Origin of the sequence: Cryobacterium sp. TMT3-29-2 (assembly GCF_004564305.1) — a bacterium.
Lineage (GTDB): Bacteria > Actinomycetota > Actinomycetes > Actinomycetales > Microbacteriaceae > Cryobacterium > Cryobacterium sinapicolor.
In genome coordinates this window covers 1-18,028 of sequence record NZ_SOGK01000039.1, presented here as the reverse complement: position 1 = coordinate 18,028, position 18,028 = coordinate 1, and the positions used below count along the sequence as shown (strand labels likewise).

Genomic DNA, 18,028 nt, shown 5'->3' with positions numbered 1-18,028 from the left:
GCCGGTCGAGAGCAGATGGTCTCGACCGGCCCGGCCTCCGGGGTGGTGCTGGTTAGCCGAGCGCCTCGACGTCGGTGACCCACTGAGCCCACGACTCGTCGGGCGTCATCGTGCCGTCTTCGACGCGGGTGAGCGCCTGCTGCATGGCGTCGTTGATCGCGAAGTAGAACTCGCCCTTGAACGGGGTCACGTCGACTGCAGCGGCACGGTTGGCGAGGATCTCACCGGTCGGCGCGTTGTTGAAGAACTCGTTCGTGGCACCGAGGAGCTCGTCGCTCTCGAGGGCTTCAAGCTGGCTCGGGAAGGTGCCCTTGGACGCGAACGCCTTGAGCTGCTGCTCCGGGGCGGTCAGCCAGGAAGCGAGCTTCTGCGCTTCGGCCTGGTTCTTGGACTGCTCGGGAACGGTCAGGTACGAGCCGCCCCAGTTGCCGCCGCCGCCGGGGAATGTGTCGGCGATGTCCCAGCCGGCGACGCCCTCGGCGTTGCCGGAGATGACGCCCAGCATCCAGCCCGGGCAGAGCATGGTGGCGAAGCCGTCGTTCTGGAAGCTGGCTGTCCAGTCGTCGCTCCACTGTCCGAGGTGCGCGGACAGCGTGGTGCTGGCCTCGAGCACGCTCGTGTAGGCCTCCTTCACCTCCGGGTTCTCGGTGGCGATGATGGTGCCGTCTTCTTCTTCATAGGCGTTGGGGATCTGGTTGACGACGCCCTGCCAGGTGGCTCCGGCCGAGTCGAACCACGGCACGTTAGTGCCTCCAGCAGCGAACTTCTCGCCGGCTGCGTAGTAGCTTTCCCAACTGGTGCCGAGGAGTGCGGCGACCTCGGCGCGATCGGTCGGCAGCCCGGCGGCGGCGAACAGGTCGGAGCGGTAGCAGACGGCTTCCGGGCCGATGTCGGTGCCATACGCGATCAGACGGCCGTCGGCATCCGTCGCGGCTTCGGTCTTCCAGTCGAGCCAGCGCTCGTCGACGTCGTCGGACGCGAGGTCGACGAACTGGTCGGAGTACTGCAGCAGTTCGGGCAGCCAGTCGACCTCGATCGCTTCGACGTCGCTCAGGCCGCTGCCTGCCGCGAGACGGGTGGTGAGGTTGTCGCGGGCCTCGTTGGAGGTGGCGGCCTTCTTGTGCGTGATGGTGACATTCGGGTTGGCCTTCTCATACTCGGCGAACAGGTCGTCGTAACCGAATTCATTGAACGTCGCGACGGTCAGTTTGACGTTGTCGCCGGTGGACTGCTCGGTGCCGGTGCCGGCTGAACAGCCGGACATCACCAGTGCGAATGATGCTGCTCCGGCGACTGTTACTGCAAGTGTGCTGCGCGGGAAACGCTTCACGGTCACTCCCTTGTGTGCGTGCTGATAGGTGGATGTGAGTCCGCTCTCACCGGTGCTGTGAGAGCGCTCTCACGTGTTGCTGCTTACGCTAGTGGGCGCATCGGTGCTTTGTCAAGAGAGCGCTCTCACCCCGGTATCGTGACCGTGAGGGAGCGCACCCGGCCGTCGCGGCGGAAGACGCTCGCGCTCACCTCGGCGCCGAGCGCGCCTCCCGGACCGGTCACCTCGGTGCCGTCGGAGAGGTGCGCGACCACCTCCAGCGGGCCGCCCCGGCGGAACACGACCGGGACCTGGCAGAACGTGAAAGCGAGCGCGCCCGCGGGCAGCTCAATGCTCTGCTGCTCACCGGTGACGTTCCGGTAGGCGAACGTGCCGGGGGTCGTGGTCCACTCGCCGGCCCGTAGCAGGGTGGGCCGCACACGGATGCGACCGTCCTCCACCCGCAGGCCGAGCTCGCCCAGGCGGGTGAGCACCTCCTCCTTCACCTGTCCGGTCATGCCCGGCTGCCGGGCACCGTGGCCGGCGGGCGTGTGCGAGTAGGGGTCGGTGGGGAACGCGCCGTAAGTCAGTGGATCCTTGCAGTAGCCGATGCCGGCCCGCACGTCCTCGTACGCCGCCATCAGGCCCTGGATCGCGGACGCATCCGCCCGGTCGGCGACGGCCCGTTCGAGGGTCTCCTGCACCGCGAGCAGCAGCTTCGAGACCATGTGCCAGTAGATGCTGCCGAGGCCCTCGTAGGCGAAGAACGAGCCGGAGCGCCCGGTGAACTCCGCATGCGTGAAGACCTCCTCGAAGATGGCGAGGAGTTCCTCCCGGTCCTGTTCCACGGCGTCCCCAAACGCCGGGTCGGCACTGATCCGGTCGAGCGCCTCCGACACGCCCCGGGCATTGCGGATGTGGGCTGCGAAGTGCAGGTCGCCCTGGACGTCCCGCACGACGACGCTGCGGTCGCCGGCCGCGGCGAGCCGCAGGGCGAGGGGGCAGTCGGCGGCCCGCGCGGCGCTGAAGGTATTGCGGTCGAGGAAGGACGAAAGGTCCTTGTCGGGATAGAGGATGTAGCTGTGCTGATCGGCGCGGTACAGCCGGCTCGTGCGCAGGGCGCCGAGCAGATCCAGGGATTCCTCCGGGCCGAGCAGTCCGGAGGAGAGGATGGCGACCTGGCCCTCGAGCATCTCCGCGAGCCGCCGCACGTCGGCTGTCCCGGCCCCGAGTTCTATCACGTTGTACGAGTGCACGAGCCCGTCGTCCCGCCGGTTGGCCTGTAGTGCACCCTCGACGAAGCGCCGAGCCAGATCGAGCAGTTCGGCGACGTCTCCCGCGGCGACCGTCGTCCGGTCTCCGCCGAACCCGGCGTAGACCTGCTCACGGTAGGCGGTCCCGGCCTCGCCCAGACCGTCCATCACGGCCCGGCGGCGAGTGGAGTCGAAGCCGTCGGCCACGGCATCCGCATGCTCGAAAAGCACGTTGTGCACGGCGGTGAGCAGTCCGGCGAGCTCGCTCGAGAGCTCGACGTCGACCGTCAGGAGGTCCCGCACGAAGACGAGGTAGCGGCGCAGGTAGGCGAGGGTGACCACCGACAGTCCGCGGCCGACAAGGGCGTTGTTGGCGTCGTTCCATTCCGGGCGCTGGGTTGTCATCCAGATACCGCCGTCCGGCACCAGGTTGACGAGTTTGGCGAGCAGGAGCAGCAGGACCTTCTCGGCCAGCGTCACCCGCACGAGTTCGCCGTCGGCGCCGTGCACCAGCCGGCCGTCGGAGCCCTCTGCGGCGACCCGCCGGGTGATCGTGCGCTGTCGCTCGTCGTCGAAGGTGATGGTGTTGTACGGGTCCGTGAGGATGTCCGCATAGGCGGCGATCCGGTACGGCACGTCGGCGTGGGTGAAGGCCGCCCGGTTGATCAGCGCGTCGAGGCGCCCCGGGTGGAAACGGTGGGAGGTCTCGAGCAGCTTGAGCAGGTAGATGATCTGGTGGTCGCTCCAGTAGCCGATGTTGGCCCACGGGTCTTCGGGCTCGGGGACCTCCCAGTCGATGCCCTCGCGGGAGATCCGGTAGGGGTTGTAGCCGTCGGCGGTCGTGGCGTCGAGGAAGATCGTGACCATCGACTCCACATATTCGGGGAACGACCAGGCCAGCGCCTCCCAGTTCTGGAAGATGTCCCGCCAGTTGCCCTGGTACTCCAGTCGACGGATGCCCCTCTCGTCCTTCAGCACGATCCGGAACTGGTTCCACGGTCGGCTCGGGTCACCGTGCCGGCGGCTGAACGTGAGCGGCAGGTACTCCGTGGCGAGGCGCCACAGGTCGGTATCGCCGTGCGCCTCGGCGATGGCGATGAGTTCGTCGGCGCGCAGTCGCTCCGGTAGCGACTCCAGCACCGCGGCGCAGCGCCGGGCGGTCGCCTGGCTCCGCTGCAGGATGAACGCCCGCACATCACTCGACTCCACCGTGTAGCCCTCGGCGGGGACGCCGCCGCGCATCGTGTTGTAGAGCACATTGGCGGTGTGGTGGATGGTGGCGAGTTCGTCGCCCGTGTGCTGGGCGACGTCGGTGGCTCCGAGGATCGTCTCCAGGTCGGACCGGGTGGCCGCGATGTCGGCCGCCAGGTCCTCGGCGAGTGCGAGCGGGTCGCGCAGCGTCGCGCGCAGGGCGACGACGTCCGCCGCATCCTGGTTCACGTCGGCGACGATCTGCCAGCGGAGAGTGCTGCCGGGGGCCAGTGTGATCTGCGCGTGCACGAGGTAGGCACCGCGCTGCCCGCGGACATCCGTCTCGGCGGTGATGCCCCGGCCCCGGGCGAAGGCGGAGACCTGGCTGGTCGAGAGCAGGTACTCGGCGTTGTCCAGCCCGACCTGCCACGCCACGTTGGCCTGCAACGACTCGCTGGGCTCGGCGAGGTCGGAGAGCGTGGCGCTCAGTGTCAACAGGCCGAGGCCCGTCGACGGGTCGAGCTCGGCGCGCTTGTAGGCGTCGAGGAGCACGCTCAACTCGTTCTGCGTCTTCTTGCCTGCCCCAGCGGGAAGGATGTTCACCAGGCCGTCGAGGAGGTCGATCTGGAGTTGCCCGCCGGGAATGGCGCTGGAAATGTTGCCGGGGAAATTGCCGGGCTGCTCGCCGGTGAGCGCGGTCAGAGCGCAGCTGCGCACGACGCCGAAGCGGGCGCTGGTCTGCCACGTCACGCGCAGGCGCAGGCCGAGATCCGGGCGGGTCTCCTCGAAGACCAGTGTGACGCCGAGGGCATCCTTGTACAGCGTGCGCTGCACGGCCTGATCGCCGGGGCGCACCTCCGCGAACGGCTGCCAGTGGGTGCTGGTTCCGTCGGGTCGACGAACCAGCAGCACGCTGAGACCACCGGTTCGGCCGCCACTCTCGGTGACCTTGTCATCGGTGTAGTACGGGAACAGGGCCCGATCGGCGTCGACCCGTCCCGCCGTCAGGCCGCCCGTGCTCGAGATGAACAGCCAAACGTCACTCGCGCCGACGAGGGTCATGAAGAACGGCGGCATCTGGTCATAGGCCTCGATCCGGTAGAACCGGCGTCCGTCCAGATCGACCGCTCCGCCCCGGACAATGCCCACTGCGGGATCCGTGCCCTCCGCGGGATCGATGCCCACTACGGTATCCGTGCCCTCCGCGGGGTCGAACGGGCTCTCGCCCCGGTCGGTGTACTGGGCAGTGGACTCGAGGGGCATATGATCCTCCATTGGATTCACCCCGGCGGATGTTCCAGCCGGGGACGGCCCCATCATCTCACTGATGAGAGCGCTCTCACAGACTGCCAGACATCCCCCGCTCATTCAAGCGCCGACCCCTCGCGGGGTCCCGCGAGGGGTCGGCGTGGCCGGGTCGGCGCCGAGAGGTCAGTGCCCTCAGGTCAGTGCAGAGAGGTCAGTGCCCTCAGGTCGGCGCCGGAAGGTCAGTGCCCTCAGGTCAGTGTCGGGGCTCAGTGGTCGACGCCGCCCGAGGCGAAAGCGGCCACGGCGGCCGCAACGGGGGTGTCGCCGGAGACCAGATGCAACACCCGGCGTGGGGCAGCGCCGGTCTCGATCAGGGCGGCCAGCACGGCCGCGACGTCCCCGCGGGGCACGGTCGCGCGATCCTCCGCCAAGCCGGGGCCGGCCGGGTTCAGCCGCACCAGACCGGTTGCGGGCTCGTCGACCAGGCCGCCGGGGCGAACGATCGTCCAGGCCAGGGGTCGGGTGATGAGGTCCTCTTCGGCCGCCAGTTTGGCCTGCAGGTAACCCAGGAAGTCCGCCGGGACATCCGCAGGGGTCTGCCCGTCCCGCACCTTCTCGGTGCCGGTCGACGAGATCTGGATGAAGCGCGCCACGCCGGCGGCCTCGGCCGCGTCGGCCAGCCGCACGGAGCCGCCGAAGTCGACGGCCTGACGGCGCTCCTCGCTGCCGCCCGCCCCGGCGCCCGCGGCGAAAACCGCGACGTCGGCGCCGGCCAGGAGGCGGGCGACCTCGGCCGATGGGGCCTGCTCGAGGTCGATCACCGCCGGAACGGCCCCGTCAGCGACGAGATCCGCTCTCTGATCCTCAGTGCGGATCAGCCCGACGACCTCGTGGCCGCCCTTCGCGAGCTCCCGCGTGAGCTGCCGAGCAATTTTTCCGTGTCCACCTGCAATAACAATACGCATGGCACCTACAACGCCCCGTCGGCCCGCACAATTCCCGCGTACGCCGGTCCCGGCCGCCCAGGACACGGTGCCCCGTGCGAATTCGACGGAGATTTTCGCTCAGATCGCTGTTTTGACCCAAAAACGGCACGGTGAGAGCAAAATCTCCGTCGAATTGGTTCGGCGCTAGCTGGGCTTCGGGCGCGGCGCGCGCTCGAACTCGTCGACGTCGACCCCGGGCTCGATCAGGGCGCCCATCCTGTCGGCGGCCCGCTGAGCATCCCGAGTCGGCTCGGCCTGCTCGGCCTGCTCGGCCTGCTCGGCCTGCTCGGCCTGCTCGGCCAGCTCGGCCAGCTCGGCCGCATTCTCGTCCGCGGCCTCCTGCAGGGCGGAGGTGTTACGCAGCGGCGGCGCCTTGAGGAAGAGGCTCAGCACGAATGCGACCAGCACCACGGCGAGGCTCACCCAGAAGACAGTGACGGATGCGTCGTTGAAGCCGACGAGGAAGGGCTGCGCGAGCCGCGGGTCGGCCGCGTTGAGGAAGGAGGTGTCCCCGTCGAGGGCTCCGCCCACGCTGCCCGGATCGGCCAGCAGCGCCAGGATGCCGGTGTTCGCCGGGTCGGCCTGCACGGCGGGGTCCGTCGCGGCGGCCCTGACCCCGGAGGCGATGGTCGGGTTGCCGAAGGCCGCGTTGATCGTGTCCGGGATGCGGGTGAACAACACCGAGAACAGCACTGCCGTGCCGAGGGTGCCACCGATCTGCCGGAAGAAGGTGGAGGCGGAGGTCGCCACGCCGATGTCCCGCGGCCCGACCGAGTTCTGGCTGGCGATGGTGAGCGTCTGCATCAGTTGGCCGAGGCCGAGACCGATCAGGAGCATCCCGGCCATCATGAATCCGACTGGCTTGTCCGCCGTGGCGAAGGTGAAGAGCAGGAAGCCGGCCGACATGAAGGCCGTGCCGATGGTGGGGAACATTTTGTAGCGCCCGGTGCGGGCGATCAGCTGGCCGCTCACGATGGAGGAGACCATCAGTCCGGCGATCATCGGCAGCATCAGGAAGCCGCTCTCGGTGGGGGTTGCCCCGTTGACGAGCTGCAGGTAGAGCGGCACGGTCATCATGGCGCCGAACATGCCGAAGCCGACGAAGACCCCAAGGATGGTCGCCATTCTGAACGTGGACGACCTGAACAGTTTTAGCGGGATGAGCGCGTCGTCGCCCATCAGTCGCTCGGCCAGGATGAAGGCCGCGATGCTCAGGGCGCCGATCACGTAGCAGGCGATCGAGGGGGTGGAGGCCCAGCCCCAGGTGCGGCCCTGCTCGGCCACGAGCAGTAGCGGCGCGGCCGCGAGGATCACGGTCACCGCGCCCCACCAGTCGATGCGGACCGGCCGGGCGAAATGGGGCACGTGCAGAAACTTCAGCACGATGGCGAGGGCGATGACGCCGATCGGGAGGTTGATCAGGAAGACCCAGCGCCAGCCCGTGATCCCAAGGATCGTGTCCGAGCCCGACAGGACGCCGCCGATGAGCGGACCGATCACGCTGGACAGCCCGAAGACGGCCAGGAAGTATCCCTGGTACTTCGCACGCTCCCGCGGTGCCAGCATGTCGCCCATGATCGTCAGGGGGAGTGCCATCAGGCCGCCGGCGCCGAGCCCCTGGATGGCCCGGAAGGCGGCGAGCTCGTACATCGAGTTCGCCAGGCCGGCCAGGAGCGAGCCCACGAGGAAGATCGTGATCGCGATCAGGAATAGTGGGCGGCGCCCGAAGATGTCGCTGAGCTTGCCGTAGATCGGCGTGCTGATGCAGGACACGATCAGGTAGGCGGTTGTCACCCAGGCCTGCAGCGCCATGCCGTCGAGGTCGTCGGCGATGGTGCGCATCGACGTTCCCACAATGGTCTGGTCGAGGGCGGAGAGGAACATCCCGGCCATCAGTCCGAAGATGACGAAGAGGATCTGGCGGTGGGACATCAGCGGAGGGGCGGCTGGGGCGGTAGAAGTTTGCATCGTGCGCAAAGTTACACGATCAGCAACCATTCTTCAAGCATCGTCGGAGAGGCGGAAGGTCGTGCACCCTCGGCGGGACTAGGCTCGGCATCGTGTGGGGAGATCGGGCACTGGGGGTGGCGCAACCGTTTCGGCGGAGGCGCATCGTTCTGCTGTCCATCGTCATCCTCGCACTCGGGGCCGGAGCGGTGACGGCCGGAGCCCTGACCGGGGGGACCAAACCCCTCGAGGCCGGTCCACTGGTCACGTCGACGCCGATGCCCGGCACCGAGCCGAGCATCGGCCCCCCCTCGACGCCCACTCCCGCTCGGGCGGCTCCGACCGTTTCCCCGGACCCGGTAGAAATGCCCCTGTTCGACCGGGCCGCCCGTTCGCTCGATGATCCGTCGAGTCTCTGGGTCGTCGTCGACAAGACCCGCCCGTTGAACCCGATCGACTACGCGCCGACCGACCTCATCGACGTTCCCGTGCCTCACGTCTGGAGCCCGCAACTGCGCCGCGAGGCGTCAGAGGCAACCGTCGCCCTGTTCGCGGCATTCACCGCCGAGACCGGGTTGGCGCTCCAGTCCCAGAGCTCCTATCGCAGCCACGACACCCAGGTGGACGTCTACAATCGCGACGTGGCCGACAATGGTCAGGCGTTCGCCGACACCAGCACCGCCCGGCCGGGAACCAGCGAGCACCAGACCGGTCTGGCCATCGACATCAGCGCGCTGCCTGGAAACTGTTCGCTGGATGCCTGCTTCGGCGGCACCCCACAGGGGCAGTGGCTTGCCGGAAATGCCTGGCGTTTCGGGTTCCTGCTGCGCTACCCGGCCGACAAGGTGGCGATCACCGGCTACGGCTACGAGCCCTGGCACTTCCGCTATATCGGTCCGGAACTGGCGACGGAAATGCACGACACCGGCACGGCCACCCTCGAGGAGTTCTTCGGGCTCCCGGCGGCTCCCGGCTACAACTGATCCCGCTCTCGCCTCCTCGCCGGCCCGGCGTGTCGGGCGCCCGGGCATTTCCCGGATAAGTGTGATTACCTATATTCCGTCCCCCAAAAGGGGTGAGTCTGCCACACCCCCCGGTGGCACCCCGATCGAAGAGAGAATTCTGTGGTTCTGACCCGACGTTTCCGTATCGTCGCTGCCGTGCTCGTCCTGGGTGGCCTCGTGGCCGGAACGGCCGCAGTGGCCGGGGCGTCCAGCGGTGAACCCACGGCCGCGGCAACGGCCACCCCGGCCGCAGACTCCACGCAGGCCGCGCCGAAGGCCGACGAGACCGAGCCCGACACGACGGCTACCGAGCGGGTCGTCCCCGCGGAGGTCGGAGAACCGGTTCCCGTCGACCCCCAGGTGCAGGCGCAGGTGAGCTATATGCTGGCCCACTGGACCGACTACAACACGGATGCCTACGGCGTCATCACCGACAATGACTGCGTCAATTTCACCAGCCAGTCCCTGATCGAGCGGGGTTGGACCATGGACGACCAGTGGTGGTCGGAGGGAACGGGCTCCGACTTCGACACGTCCTCGCCCTGGATCAGCTCCACCGCGTTCCGGGACTACGTGGCGCAGTCCGGCCGCGCCACCGCCCTGACGGATGACCAGCGCGACCAAGTGAAGCTCGGCGACGTCGCCCAGTTCGACTGGGACAACTCCGGCGACCGCGACCACACCGGGGTCGTCACCCGGATCGAGGGCTCCGGCGACGACATCCAGATCTACTACGCCGGCCACACCGACGACACCGACTTCCGATCCGTCGACTACGCGATCACCGAGAAGCACCCGGGCGCCACGGCGTACTACTGGAGCATTCCCTAGCTCTGACTGTCGGCCTGCGCGGGTGCTGCGCCGTTGAACGGGCGGTGAGCCACCCGCGCAACGGCGCACCGGGCCCGCTAGGCGATCGCGTCGTCGACGATGCCCTTGGCCTCGATCTGCACCTGCTTCAGGTGCTCCGGGCCCTTGAATGACTCGGCGTAGATCTTGTAGACGTCCTCGGTGCCACTGGGCCGGGCCGCGAACCAGGCGTTCTCGGTGACGACCTTGACGCCGCCGATCGCCGCACCGTTGCCGGGAGCGTGGCTCATCTTGGCGAGGATCTTCTCGCCCGCGAGCTCAGTCGCCGTGATCGCGTCGCCGTCGAGCTTCGACAGCTGGGCTTTCTGGGCGGGCGTCGCCGCCGCGTCCACGCGGGCGTAGGCCGGGGCGCCGAAGTGCGCGGCCAGCTCGGCGTAGCGCTGACTCGGGCTCTTGCCGGTCACGGCTAGGATTTCCGAGGCGAGCAGGGCCAGCAGGATGCCGTCCTTGTCGGTAGTCCAGACGGTGCCGTCGAATCGCACGAAGCTCGCGCCGGCGCTCTCCTCGCCGCCAAACGCGACCGAACCGTCGATCAGGCCCGGAACGAACCACTTGAAGCCGACCGGCACCTCCCAGAGTTCGCGGCCGAGGAAGCCCGCGACGCGGTCGATCATGGTGGACGAGACGAGTGTCTTGCCGATCGCGGCATCCGCCCGCCAGCCCTCGCGGTGGCTGTACAGGTAGTCGATGGCCACGGCCAGGAAGTGGTTCGGGTTCATCAGCCCGCCGTCGGGGGTGACGATCCCGTGCCGGTCGGCGTCGGCGTCGTTACCGGTGACGATGTCGAACTCGTCCTTGTGGGCGGCGACGGATGCCATCACCGAGGGGCTCGACGGATCCATCCGGATCTTGCCGTCCCAGTCCAGGGTCATGAAGCGCCAGGTGGGGTCGACGTGAGGGTTGATCACGGTCAAGTTGAGCTCGTAACGATCGCGGATCGCGCCCCAGTAGCCCACGCTCGCGCCGCCGAGCGGGTCGGCACCGATCCGGATGCCGCTGGCCTTGATGGCGGCCATGTCGATGATGTTCTCGAGGTCGTTCACATACTCGCCACGGAAGTCGTAGGTTTCGACCGCGCTGGGCTCGCTCATTTTCACGTCTTTGAGTCCGCCGGCGATGAGCTCATTGGCCCGGGTGGCGATCCACGAGGTGGCGTCGCTGTCGGCCGGCCCGCCGTGCGGCGGGTTGTACTTGAAACCGCCGTCGGTGGGCGGGTTGTGGCTTGGGGTGACCACGATCCCGTCGGCCTCATCGCTGTTGCCGGCCCGGTTGTAGGCCAGGATCGCGTGCGAGAGGGCCGGAGTGGGCACGTAGTCGTCGAATTCGTCGACCAGCACCCGCACGCCGTTGGCGACGAGTAACTCGAGGGCGGTCGTGTAGGCCGGCGCACTCAGGGCGTGCGGGTCGGTGCCGATGAAGAGCGGCCCGGTGATGCCTTGGGCGGCGCGGAACTCCACGATCGCCTGGGTGGTCGCGATAATGTGGTCTTCATTGAAAGCCGTGTTGAGGGAACTCCCTCGGTGGCCGGAGGTTCCGAAGGCCACCCGCTGGGCGGGCACCGTGACATCCGGTTTCAGATCGTAGTAGGCCTTCACCAATGCTTCGACATCGACAAGGTCAGATTCCAGGGCCGCTGTGCCCGCGCGTTCGTTCATGGTCCCCAGTCTTGCACTGCAACTAGGCTGATCTCCATGTCCGAGTCGCGCAATGTCAGCTACAGCTTTCTCGGGCCGACTGGCACCTTCACCGAGGCGGCCCTCGCCCAGGTCGTCCGGGCCCAGGGCAAGACGTGGCGTGCCGTGAACAACGTGGGTGAGGCGTTCGACGACGTCGTGTCCGGCCGCAGCGTCGCCGCGATGATCGCGATCGAGAATTCCGTCGACGGCGGCGTGTCCGCCACACAGGACGCCCTCGCCAGCGTGCCCGGCCTGCGCATCATCGGCGAGTACCTGGTTCCGGTGAACTTCGTCCTGGTGGCTCGCCCGGGCACAGTGCTGGCCGATGTGAAAGCCATCAACGCGCATCCGGTGGCCTACGCGCAGTGCCGCCGTTGGCTGGAGTCCAACCTGCCGCATCACGGCCACCTCCCGGCGTCGAGCAACGTGGCCGCAGCGGCGTCGCTGGTCGATACCGGGCAGGCGGATGCCGCCATCGCCCCGCCCGGCATCGAGAAGCACCACGATGTGATCGTGCTCGCCCGCGCCATCGGCGACAACGCCAACGCGGTCACCCGCTTCGTCCTCGTCAGCCGTACCACGGCCGTGCCGCCCCGCACCGGCGCCGACAAGACCAGCCTGATCGTCGAGCTGCCCGAGGACCGCTCCGGCGCCCTGCTCGAGATGCTCGAGCAGTTCGCCACCCGGGGCGTCAACCTCAGCCTGATCCAGTCGCGCCCGATCGGCGACGCCATGGGCCGCTACCGGTTCGTGATCGACGCCGACGGCCACATCCACGACGAACGCGTCGCCGACGCGCTGCTCGGCCTGCGCCGGTTCAGCCCCGAGGTGATCTTCCTCGGCTCGTACCCGCGGGCCGACAAGCAGCCGATCGAGTTCACCTCGCGCTACGACGACGACGTCTTTATCGGCGCGCGCAGCTGGCTGAGCGGGCTGCTCGGCGAGCCCGAAGCCTGACCGGGTCCAGCAGTCCGGTCCAGCAGTCCGGCCCTCAGGCGGCGGGAACCCGCAGCACCAGGGAGAGAGGGTCGGTGAAGAGCGACACCGATCGCACCGGGCCGAGCGCGTCGCCGTCCACCTCGAACTCCTGGGGCTCGACCACGACGATCCGGATATCGGCGGCGCGCAGCGTCGTCATCACCCGTGCGGTGGTCGAATCGGTGCGCGCGATGATCCGCCGCCCCACCGCCGAGCGCCGCAGAACGCCGTTCTCCCACGTCACCCGGCGCCAGATCGCGAGCCAGCCGAACACGCCTTTGGGCTGCAACATCGCAATATCGAGGATGCCGTCGTCGATGCGGGCATCCGGCAGAATCTGGATATTCCCCGGCAGCAGACCGCAATTGCCGATCAGGATGGTGCTCACGTGCGCTGGCCGGTGCGGGCGCCCGTTCAGGCTGTAGCGGATCAGGAACGGCTTGACCCGGGGGAGCACGCGCGCCACGGCGTCGACGTAGGCGAGCCAGCCCACCGCTCGCTTCAGTTCGGGCCGGGTGCTGACGACCATCTGGGCGTCGATGCCGATGCCCGCCATCACGAGGAAGACGTGGTCGGCCAGGGCGCCGTCGTCGGTGCGCACGGATGCCACCCCCACGTCGATCGGTTTGTCCGCGCCCGTGAAGGCAACCCTGGTTGCCTCGTCAAGGTTCGTCAGCGGCAGGCCCAGGTTGCGGGCCAGCAGGTTGCCGGTGCCGAGGGGCACGATGGCCAGCGGCACGCCGGAGCCCCGCAGCACGTCCGCGACCGCGCGAATCGTGCCGTCGCCGCCGGCCACGAGCACCAGGGATGCGCCCTGCGCCAGGGCGAGGCGGGCGGCCTGCCTGCCCGCGTCATCCGCGGCGGTGGGGAACCAGAGCGAGTCGGGCCAGCCCGACAGGGCCTCCGCGCGGGCCACGCTCGCCCGCAGGCGGTCCAGGTCGACCTTGATGGGGTTGTAGACGATGGCGGCCCACCGAACAACTGTCGGTTGATCGGGAGTGTCCACGCGGTAAGGCTAGCAAGCTGCCGCACCCTGCGCTTGTAGACTGGCGCAGTGATTGATCCTGTGCTGCTGCGAGAGAATCCTGACCTCATCAAGCGTTCTCAGAAAGTGCGCGGTGCGTCGGTCGAGGCGGTCGACGACGCGCTTGCCGCCGACGCCGAGCGTCGCGCCACTATCCAGGCGTTCGAGGCGCTGCGGGCCTCGCAGAACCAGTTCGGCAAGCAGGTGGCCTCCGCGCCTCCCGCGGAGAAAAAGGCCCTCGTCGCCCAGGCTCAGAGCCTGGCCGTCGACGTCAAGGCCGCCGCGGCGGCCTCCGCCGAGGCCGAGGCGCGGTTCACCGCGGTCGTGCGCACCCTCGCGAACCCCGTCATCGATGGCGTCCCGGCCGGCGGCGAGGAGAATTTCGTCACCCTCCGGACCCACGGCGCCGTGCCGACGTTCGACTTCGAGCCGCGCGACCACCTCGAACTGGGTGAACTGCTCGGCGCCATCGACATGGCCCGCGGTGCCAAGGTGTCCGGCGCCCGCTTCTACTTCCTGCGCGGCATCGGCGCCCGCCTCGAGATCGCGCTGATGAACATGGCGCTCGACCGGGCGCTGGCGGCCGGATTCGTCCCGCTGATCACCCCCACCCTGGTGCGACCGGAGATCATGGACGGCACCGGCTTCCTCGGCGAGCACGCCGACGAGATCTACTACCTTCCCGCCGACGACCTCTACCTGACCGGTACCAGCGAGGTCGCGCTGGCCGGCTACCACTCGGACGAGATCCTGGACCTGACCGACGGGCCGCTCCGCTACGCCGGTTGGTCCACCTGCTACCGCCGCGAGGCCGGTTCGGGCGGCAAGGACACCCGCGGCATCATCCGGGTGCACCAGTTCAACAAGCTGGAGATGTTCGCCTACGTGCTGCCGGAGAACGCCGAGGCCGAGCACGACCGCCTCGTCGCCTTGCAGGAGGACATGCTCCAGGCTCTCGGTCTCAGCTACCGCGTCATCGATGTGGCCGCCGGTGACCTCGGCTCCAGCGCCGCCCGCAAGTTCGACATCGAGGCCTGGGTTCCGACCCAGAACGCCTACCGCGAGCTGACCAGCACGAGCAATTGCACCACCTACCAGGCGCGCCGGCTCGACATCCGTTATCGCACCGAATCGGGCAAGACCGCGCCCGTTGGCACCCTCAACGGCACACTGGCGACGACCCGGTGGATCGTGGCCATACTCGAAACGCATCAGCAAGAGGATGGCTCGGTGCGGGTCCCCGAGGCACTACGCCCCTGGCTGGGCGGCATCGACGTCATTCGGCCGGTGGGCGCATGACGACGCGGACGGATGCCCCCTGGCTGGTTGCCCTCGACATCGACGGCACCACCATGCATGAGGACGGCACGATCAGCGACGGGGTCCTCGACCAGGTGCGGCGCCTCACCGCGGCCGGCCACGAGGTGATGCTCGCCACCGGGCGCTCATCCGCCACCACGCTCCCGGTGCTGGAGCGCCTGGACATCACCCCGCGCTTCGTCGTCTGTTCGAACGGCGCGATCACCCTGCACCGCGACCCGGCCGCCCCCACCGGCTACCGCCGCGAATGGGTCGAGACCTTCGACCCGTCCGATGTGTTGCTGCAGATCCGCTCGCACCTGGTCGGTGCCCGGTACGCCGTCGAAGACGAGCACGGCTTCTACCGCTACACCGAGCCGTTCCCGGATGCCACGATCGGGCTGGACAGCGAGCATGTGGAGTTCGACGACCTGCTGAGCCAGGACGCCACCCGTGTCGTCGTCATCTCGCCGGACCACGACATGGAGGATTTCCTCCAGATCGTCGACCGGATGGGCCTGAACCGGGTGAGCTACGCGATCGGGTGGACGGCCTGGCTCGACATCGCCCCCGACGGAGTGAACAAGGCCACCGCAATGGAGCGGGTGCGCGCCGAATTCGGGATTCCGCGCAGCCGCGTGATGGCCGTCGGTGATGGGCGCAACGACATCGAGATGCTGGAGTGGGCGTCGATCCACGGCCGGGGAGTGGCCATGGGTCAGGCTCCGCAGGACGTGCTGGCGGCGGCCAGCGAGATCACCCGAGCCGTGCACGAAGACGGGCTCGCGCTTGTTCTGAGCAGCCTGTAGGTGGTGCCCAGCCTGCTGCCAGCATGCTCTGGCACTGTGGAGAGTCTGCAAGCGGCTAGAATCGGTCGGTATTCGCTCGTCCGCGTCCGCGTGTTCCACTAGCGCAGCCGGGTGGCGAACCGGGAGGGCTGTCCGAGCGGCCGATGGAGCCAGTCTTGAAAACTGGTGGGCAGAGATGTCTCGTGGGTTCGAATCCCACGCCCTCCGCACCTCGATTCTGCACGGCCTGCACTAACGAAGGGACCTGAGTGAGCGACGAATTGCGCCCCCGCTCGATACGATCGAAGAAGCTCAGCACCATTGCCCGCCATGGCCGTCTGCGCCGCTCCAACCCGTTTGTGACCGTGGCCAAGGTGCTCGCCGCGTCGTTGGCCGTCCTTCTTGTGAGCGGGGCATCCGTGGCCGCGATCGCGACGTACGACGTCGCCGCGAGCGTGCAGGACGGCGTGCCGCTGGCCAACGAGGCCGAGAGCGCAGAATTTGAAATCGACGCCATCCCCGGCGGAGTCAACCTGCTCGTGGTGGGCAGCGACAGCCGCAAGGGCCAGGACGCCTCGTTCGGACCGGTGGATTCCACCGGTGACCTCAACGACGTGACCATGCTGCTGCACATCTCCGAGGACCACACGAACGCCTCCGTGATCAGCTTCCCCCGGGACATGTACGTTCCCATCCCCGAATGCCCTGACCCTGCCGGCGGCACCTTCGACTCGATGGACAGCCAGAAGATCAATACCACGCTCACCTACGGCGGCCTGGCCTGCACAGTGCTCACGGTCGAGAAGCTCACCGGTCTCAGCATCCCCTACGCGGCCGAGGTGCAGTTCAGCGGCGTCATGGCCATGTCCACGGCCGTTGGCGGCGTGCCGGTCTGTGTTGCCGAAGACATCGAGGACGAGTACACGAACACCTACCTTCCGGCCGGAATGCACACCCTCGAGGGGCTCGAGGCGCTGCAGTTCCTGCGCACCCGCCACGGCGTCGGCGACGGCAGCGACCTGACCCGGATCAGTAACCAGCAGGTGTTCCTGTCGTCCCTCGTGCGCACGGTGAAGAGTGCGTCGACGCTCTCCGACCCAATCAAGGTGTACTCGCTCGCCAAGGCGGTGACGGCCAACATGAACCTGTCCACGAGCCTCAACGACGTCTCCACATTGGCGTCGATCGCTGTGGCGCTGAAGGACATCGACCTCAGCAAGGTCGTCTTCGCACAGGTCCCGACCGGTCTCGTCGAGGGCGGCGTGATCCCGTCGCAGCCAGACTTCGACGACCTGTTCGCGGCTGTGGCTGCCGACGACTCGCTCCAGCTGGCCGCGGCTCCGACTGCCGAAGACCCGACCGCCGAAGACCCTGCAGCGGCCCCTGATCCGTCCGCCGAGACCGACCCGGCCGCGACACAGGCCCCGGACCCTGCAGCGACGCCACCGGCCGCGGTGCTCTCCGATTCGGTCAAGGGGCAGACCGCCGGCGACGTCACCTGCTCCGCGGGCCGCTCGCTCGAGGACCAGTAGCCTCCGGGCGGTGTCCGTCGGCACTGGTTCGTGCAGACGCCGTCCGTACGGTTATGATTGTCCACGTGTGTTTGCGTTGCAGGCACCGAGGAGACGTCGCATAGTACGGCTTAGTGCACCACCCTGCTAAGGTGGAGTACCCTTCACGGGGTACCGTGGGTTCAAATCCCACCGTCTCCGCACATTTCATCCCCCGCATTCCGGTGTCCATGTCCATGTCCATCGCCGGCTGCGGGGGATTTTCTTTGCGCACGGTGTTCGTGCCCCGATCCCGGGCGCTGACTCTGACGCCACGGTCGTCGAGCCTGTCATGACCGTGGTGGCCTGTCTCCCGGGGACTCACGCACCCGGTGGTCGAGCCTGTTGAGACCCTGGTGGCCTCGCCCGGTGGTTGCCCGTGGTCCGCCAGGTTTGGGTTGGGTCGTAGCAGAGTGGTGCCCTGACCTCGGGTTTGCCTTTCACCATGCGGATCTGCCAGCCGGAGGTGTCGATGCTGTGGTGGTGGTACCAGCAGAGGAGCACCCCGTTGTCGATGTTGGTTTTCCCGCCGAGGTGCCAGGGGATCACGTGGTGCACTTCGCACCAGGCCGCGGGGATGGTGCACCCGGGGATGGTGCAACCCCCGTCGCGGGCGGCGATGGCGCGGCGTTGGGCCCGGGTGAAGAAGCGTTTCTCGGTGCTGAGGGTGAGGACTTCGTTGTTGGGGCCGAACACGATTTCCTGGAATCCGCCCGCGCAGAGGGCCTGCTTCACACTCGTCAACGAGATCGGGGACTCGACCCCGTCGATCCAGCCCACCCCGCGGTCGGCGGCCAGGTCGGCCTGGTTGACGTGGATCATCACGGTGGGGGCGGCTCCGCCCATGGTCGGGGTTCCCGCATCACGGGTGGCGGCTTCGAACACGCCGCGGAGGATGTCGGCCC

13 protein-coding genes and 2 tRNA genes are annotated in these 18,028 nt (G+C 68.2%); 8 read left to right on the top strand and 7 right to left on the bottom strand.

Going from position 1 to position 18,028, the window contains the following annotated elements:
- Positions 1–52 precede the first annotated feature (52 nt).
- The 4 genes from E3O67_RS05250 to E3O67_RS05235 all read right to left on the bottom strand — a co-directional run bounded on the left by E3O67_RS05250 (position 53) and on the right by E3O67_RS05235 (position 7,919).
- The gene (locus tag E3O67_RS05250) at positions 53–1,264 is read right to left on the bottom strand and encodes an ABC transporter substrate-binding protein (protein WP_134430392.1); all 1,212 of its coding nucleotides are present in this window, start codon (positions 1,262–1,264) and stop codon (positions 53–55) included.
- 191 nt (positions 1,265–1,455) lie between these two features.
- A complete protein-coding gene (locus tag E3O67_RS05245) occupies positions 1,456–5,016 on the bottom strand; it encodes a hypothetical protein (RefSeq protein ID WP_135102177.1) in 3,561 nt (1,186 codons plus the stop codon).
- A 251-nt stretch (positions 5,017–5,267) separates the two neighbouring features.
- Positions 5,268–5,966, bottom strand: coding sequence for an NAD(P)H-binding protein (locus E3O67_RS05240; protein WP_135102175.1), 699 nt, complete (start codon positions 5,964–5,966; stop codon positions 5,268–5,270).
- 165 nt (positions 5,967–6,131) lie between these two features.
- Positions 6,132–7,919 (bottom strand): MDR family MFS transporter, encoded by a 1,788-nt coding sequence (locus E3O67_RS05235; protein ID WP_135102173.1) that lies wholly within the window; start codon positions 7,917–7,919, stop codon positions 6,132–6,134.
- Between the two features lie 128 nt (positions 7,920–8,047).
- Here E3O67_RS05235 and E3O67_RS05230 point away from each other — a divergent pair, with 128 nt between their 5' ends.
- Together E3O67_RS05230 and E3O67_RS05225 are read left to right on the top strand one after the other, a co-directional pair.
- On the top strand, positions 8,048–8,917 hold the full coding sequence (locus E3O67_RS05230) for a D-alanyl-D-alanine carboxypeptidase family protein (RefSeq protein ID WP_241981991.1): 870 nt from the start codon (positions 8,048–8,050) through the stop codon (positions 8,915–8,917).
- Positions 8,918–9,058: 141 nt separating this feature from the next.
- Positions 9,059–9,769: an amidase domain-containing protein gene (locus E3O67_RS05225; RefSeq protein ID WP_134430377.1), complete on the top strand. Its 711-nt coding sequence runs from the start codon at positions 9,059–9,061 to the stop codon at positions 9,767–9,769.
- Positions 9,770–9,846: 77 nt separating this feature from the next.
- Here E3O67_RS05225 and pgm read toward each other — a convergent pair whose 3' ends face one another.
- Complete coding sequence (gene pgm / locus E3O67_RS05220; RefSeq protein WP_135102171.1) at positions 9,847–11,463, bottom strand: phosphoglucomutase (alpha-D-glucose-1,6-bisphosphate-dependent); 1,617 nt, start codon at positions 11,461–11,463, stop codon at positions 9,847–9,849.
- Positions 11,464–11,499: 36 nt separating this feature from the next.
- Here pgm and pheA point away from each other — a divergent pair, with 36 nt between their 5' ends.
- Positions 11,500–12,441 (top strand): prephenate dehydratase, encoded by a 942-nt coding sequence (gene pheA, locus E3O67_RS05215; RefSeq protein WP_135102169.1) that lies wholly within the window; start codon positions 11,500–11,502, stop codon positions 12,439–12,441.
- 34 nt (positions 12,442–12,475) lie between these two features.
- Here pheA and E3O67_RS05210 read toward each other — a convergent pair whose 3' ends face one another.
- Positions 12,476–13,468, bottom strand: a complete 993-nt coding sequence (locus E3O67_RS05210; protein ID WP_134430368.1) for a diacylglycerol kinase family protein — start codon at positions 13,466–13,468, stop codon at positions 12,476–12,478.
- 48 nt (positions 13,469–13,516) lie between these two features.
- On the opposite strand from E3O67_RS05210, the gene serS reads away from it, so the two are divergent.
- The 5 genes from serS to E3O67_RS05185 all read left to right on the top strand — a co-directional run bounded on the left by serS (position 13,517) and on the right by E3O67_RS05185 (position 17,285).
- Entirely contained in the window at positions 13,517–14,785 is a 1,269-nt protein-coding gene (gene serS, locus E3O67_RS05205; protein WP_134430365.1) for a serine--tRNA ligase, read from the top strand.
- Entirely contained in the window at positions 14,782–15,594 is an 813-nt protein-coding gene (locus E3O67_RS05200) for an HAD family hydrolase (protein WP_135102167.1), read from the top strand. The genes serS and E3O67_RS05200 overlap by 4 nt, the downstream gene beginning before the upstream one ends.
- A gap of 122 nt (positions 15,595–15,716) precedes the next feature.
- Positions 15,717–15,801 (top strand) — tRNA-Ser (locus E3O67_RS05195).
- Between the two features lie 41 nt (positions 15,802–15,842).
- Positions 15,843–17,105, top strand: a complete 1,263-nt coding sequence (locus E3O67_RS05190; RefSeq protein WP_135102165.1) for an LCP family protein — start codon at positions 15,843–15,845, stop codon at positions 17,103–17,105.
- 89 nt (positions 17,106–17,194) lie between these two features.
- A tRNA-Ser gene (locus E3O67_RS05185) sits at positions 17,195–17,285 on the top strand.
- 159 nt (positions 17,286–17,444) lie between these two features.
- On the opposite strand, the gene E3O67_RS05180 is transcribed toward E3O67_RS05185, so the two are convergent.
- On the bottom strand, positions 17,445–18,028 hold a 584-nt coding region (locus E3O67_RS05180; RefSeq protein WP_135102163.1), incomplete at its 5' end, for an HNH endonuclease signature motif containing protein.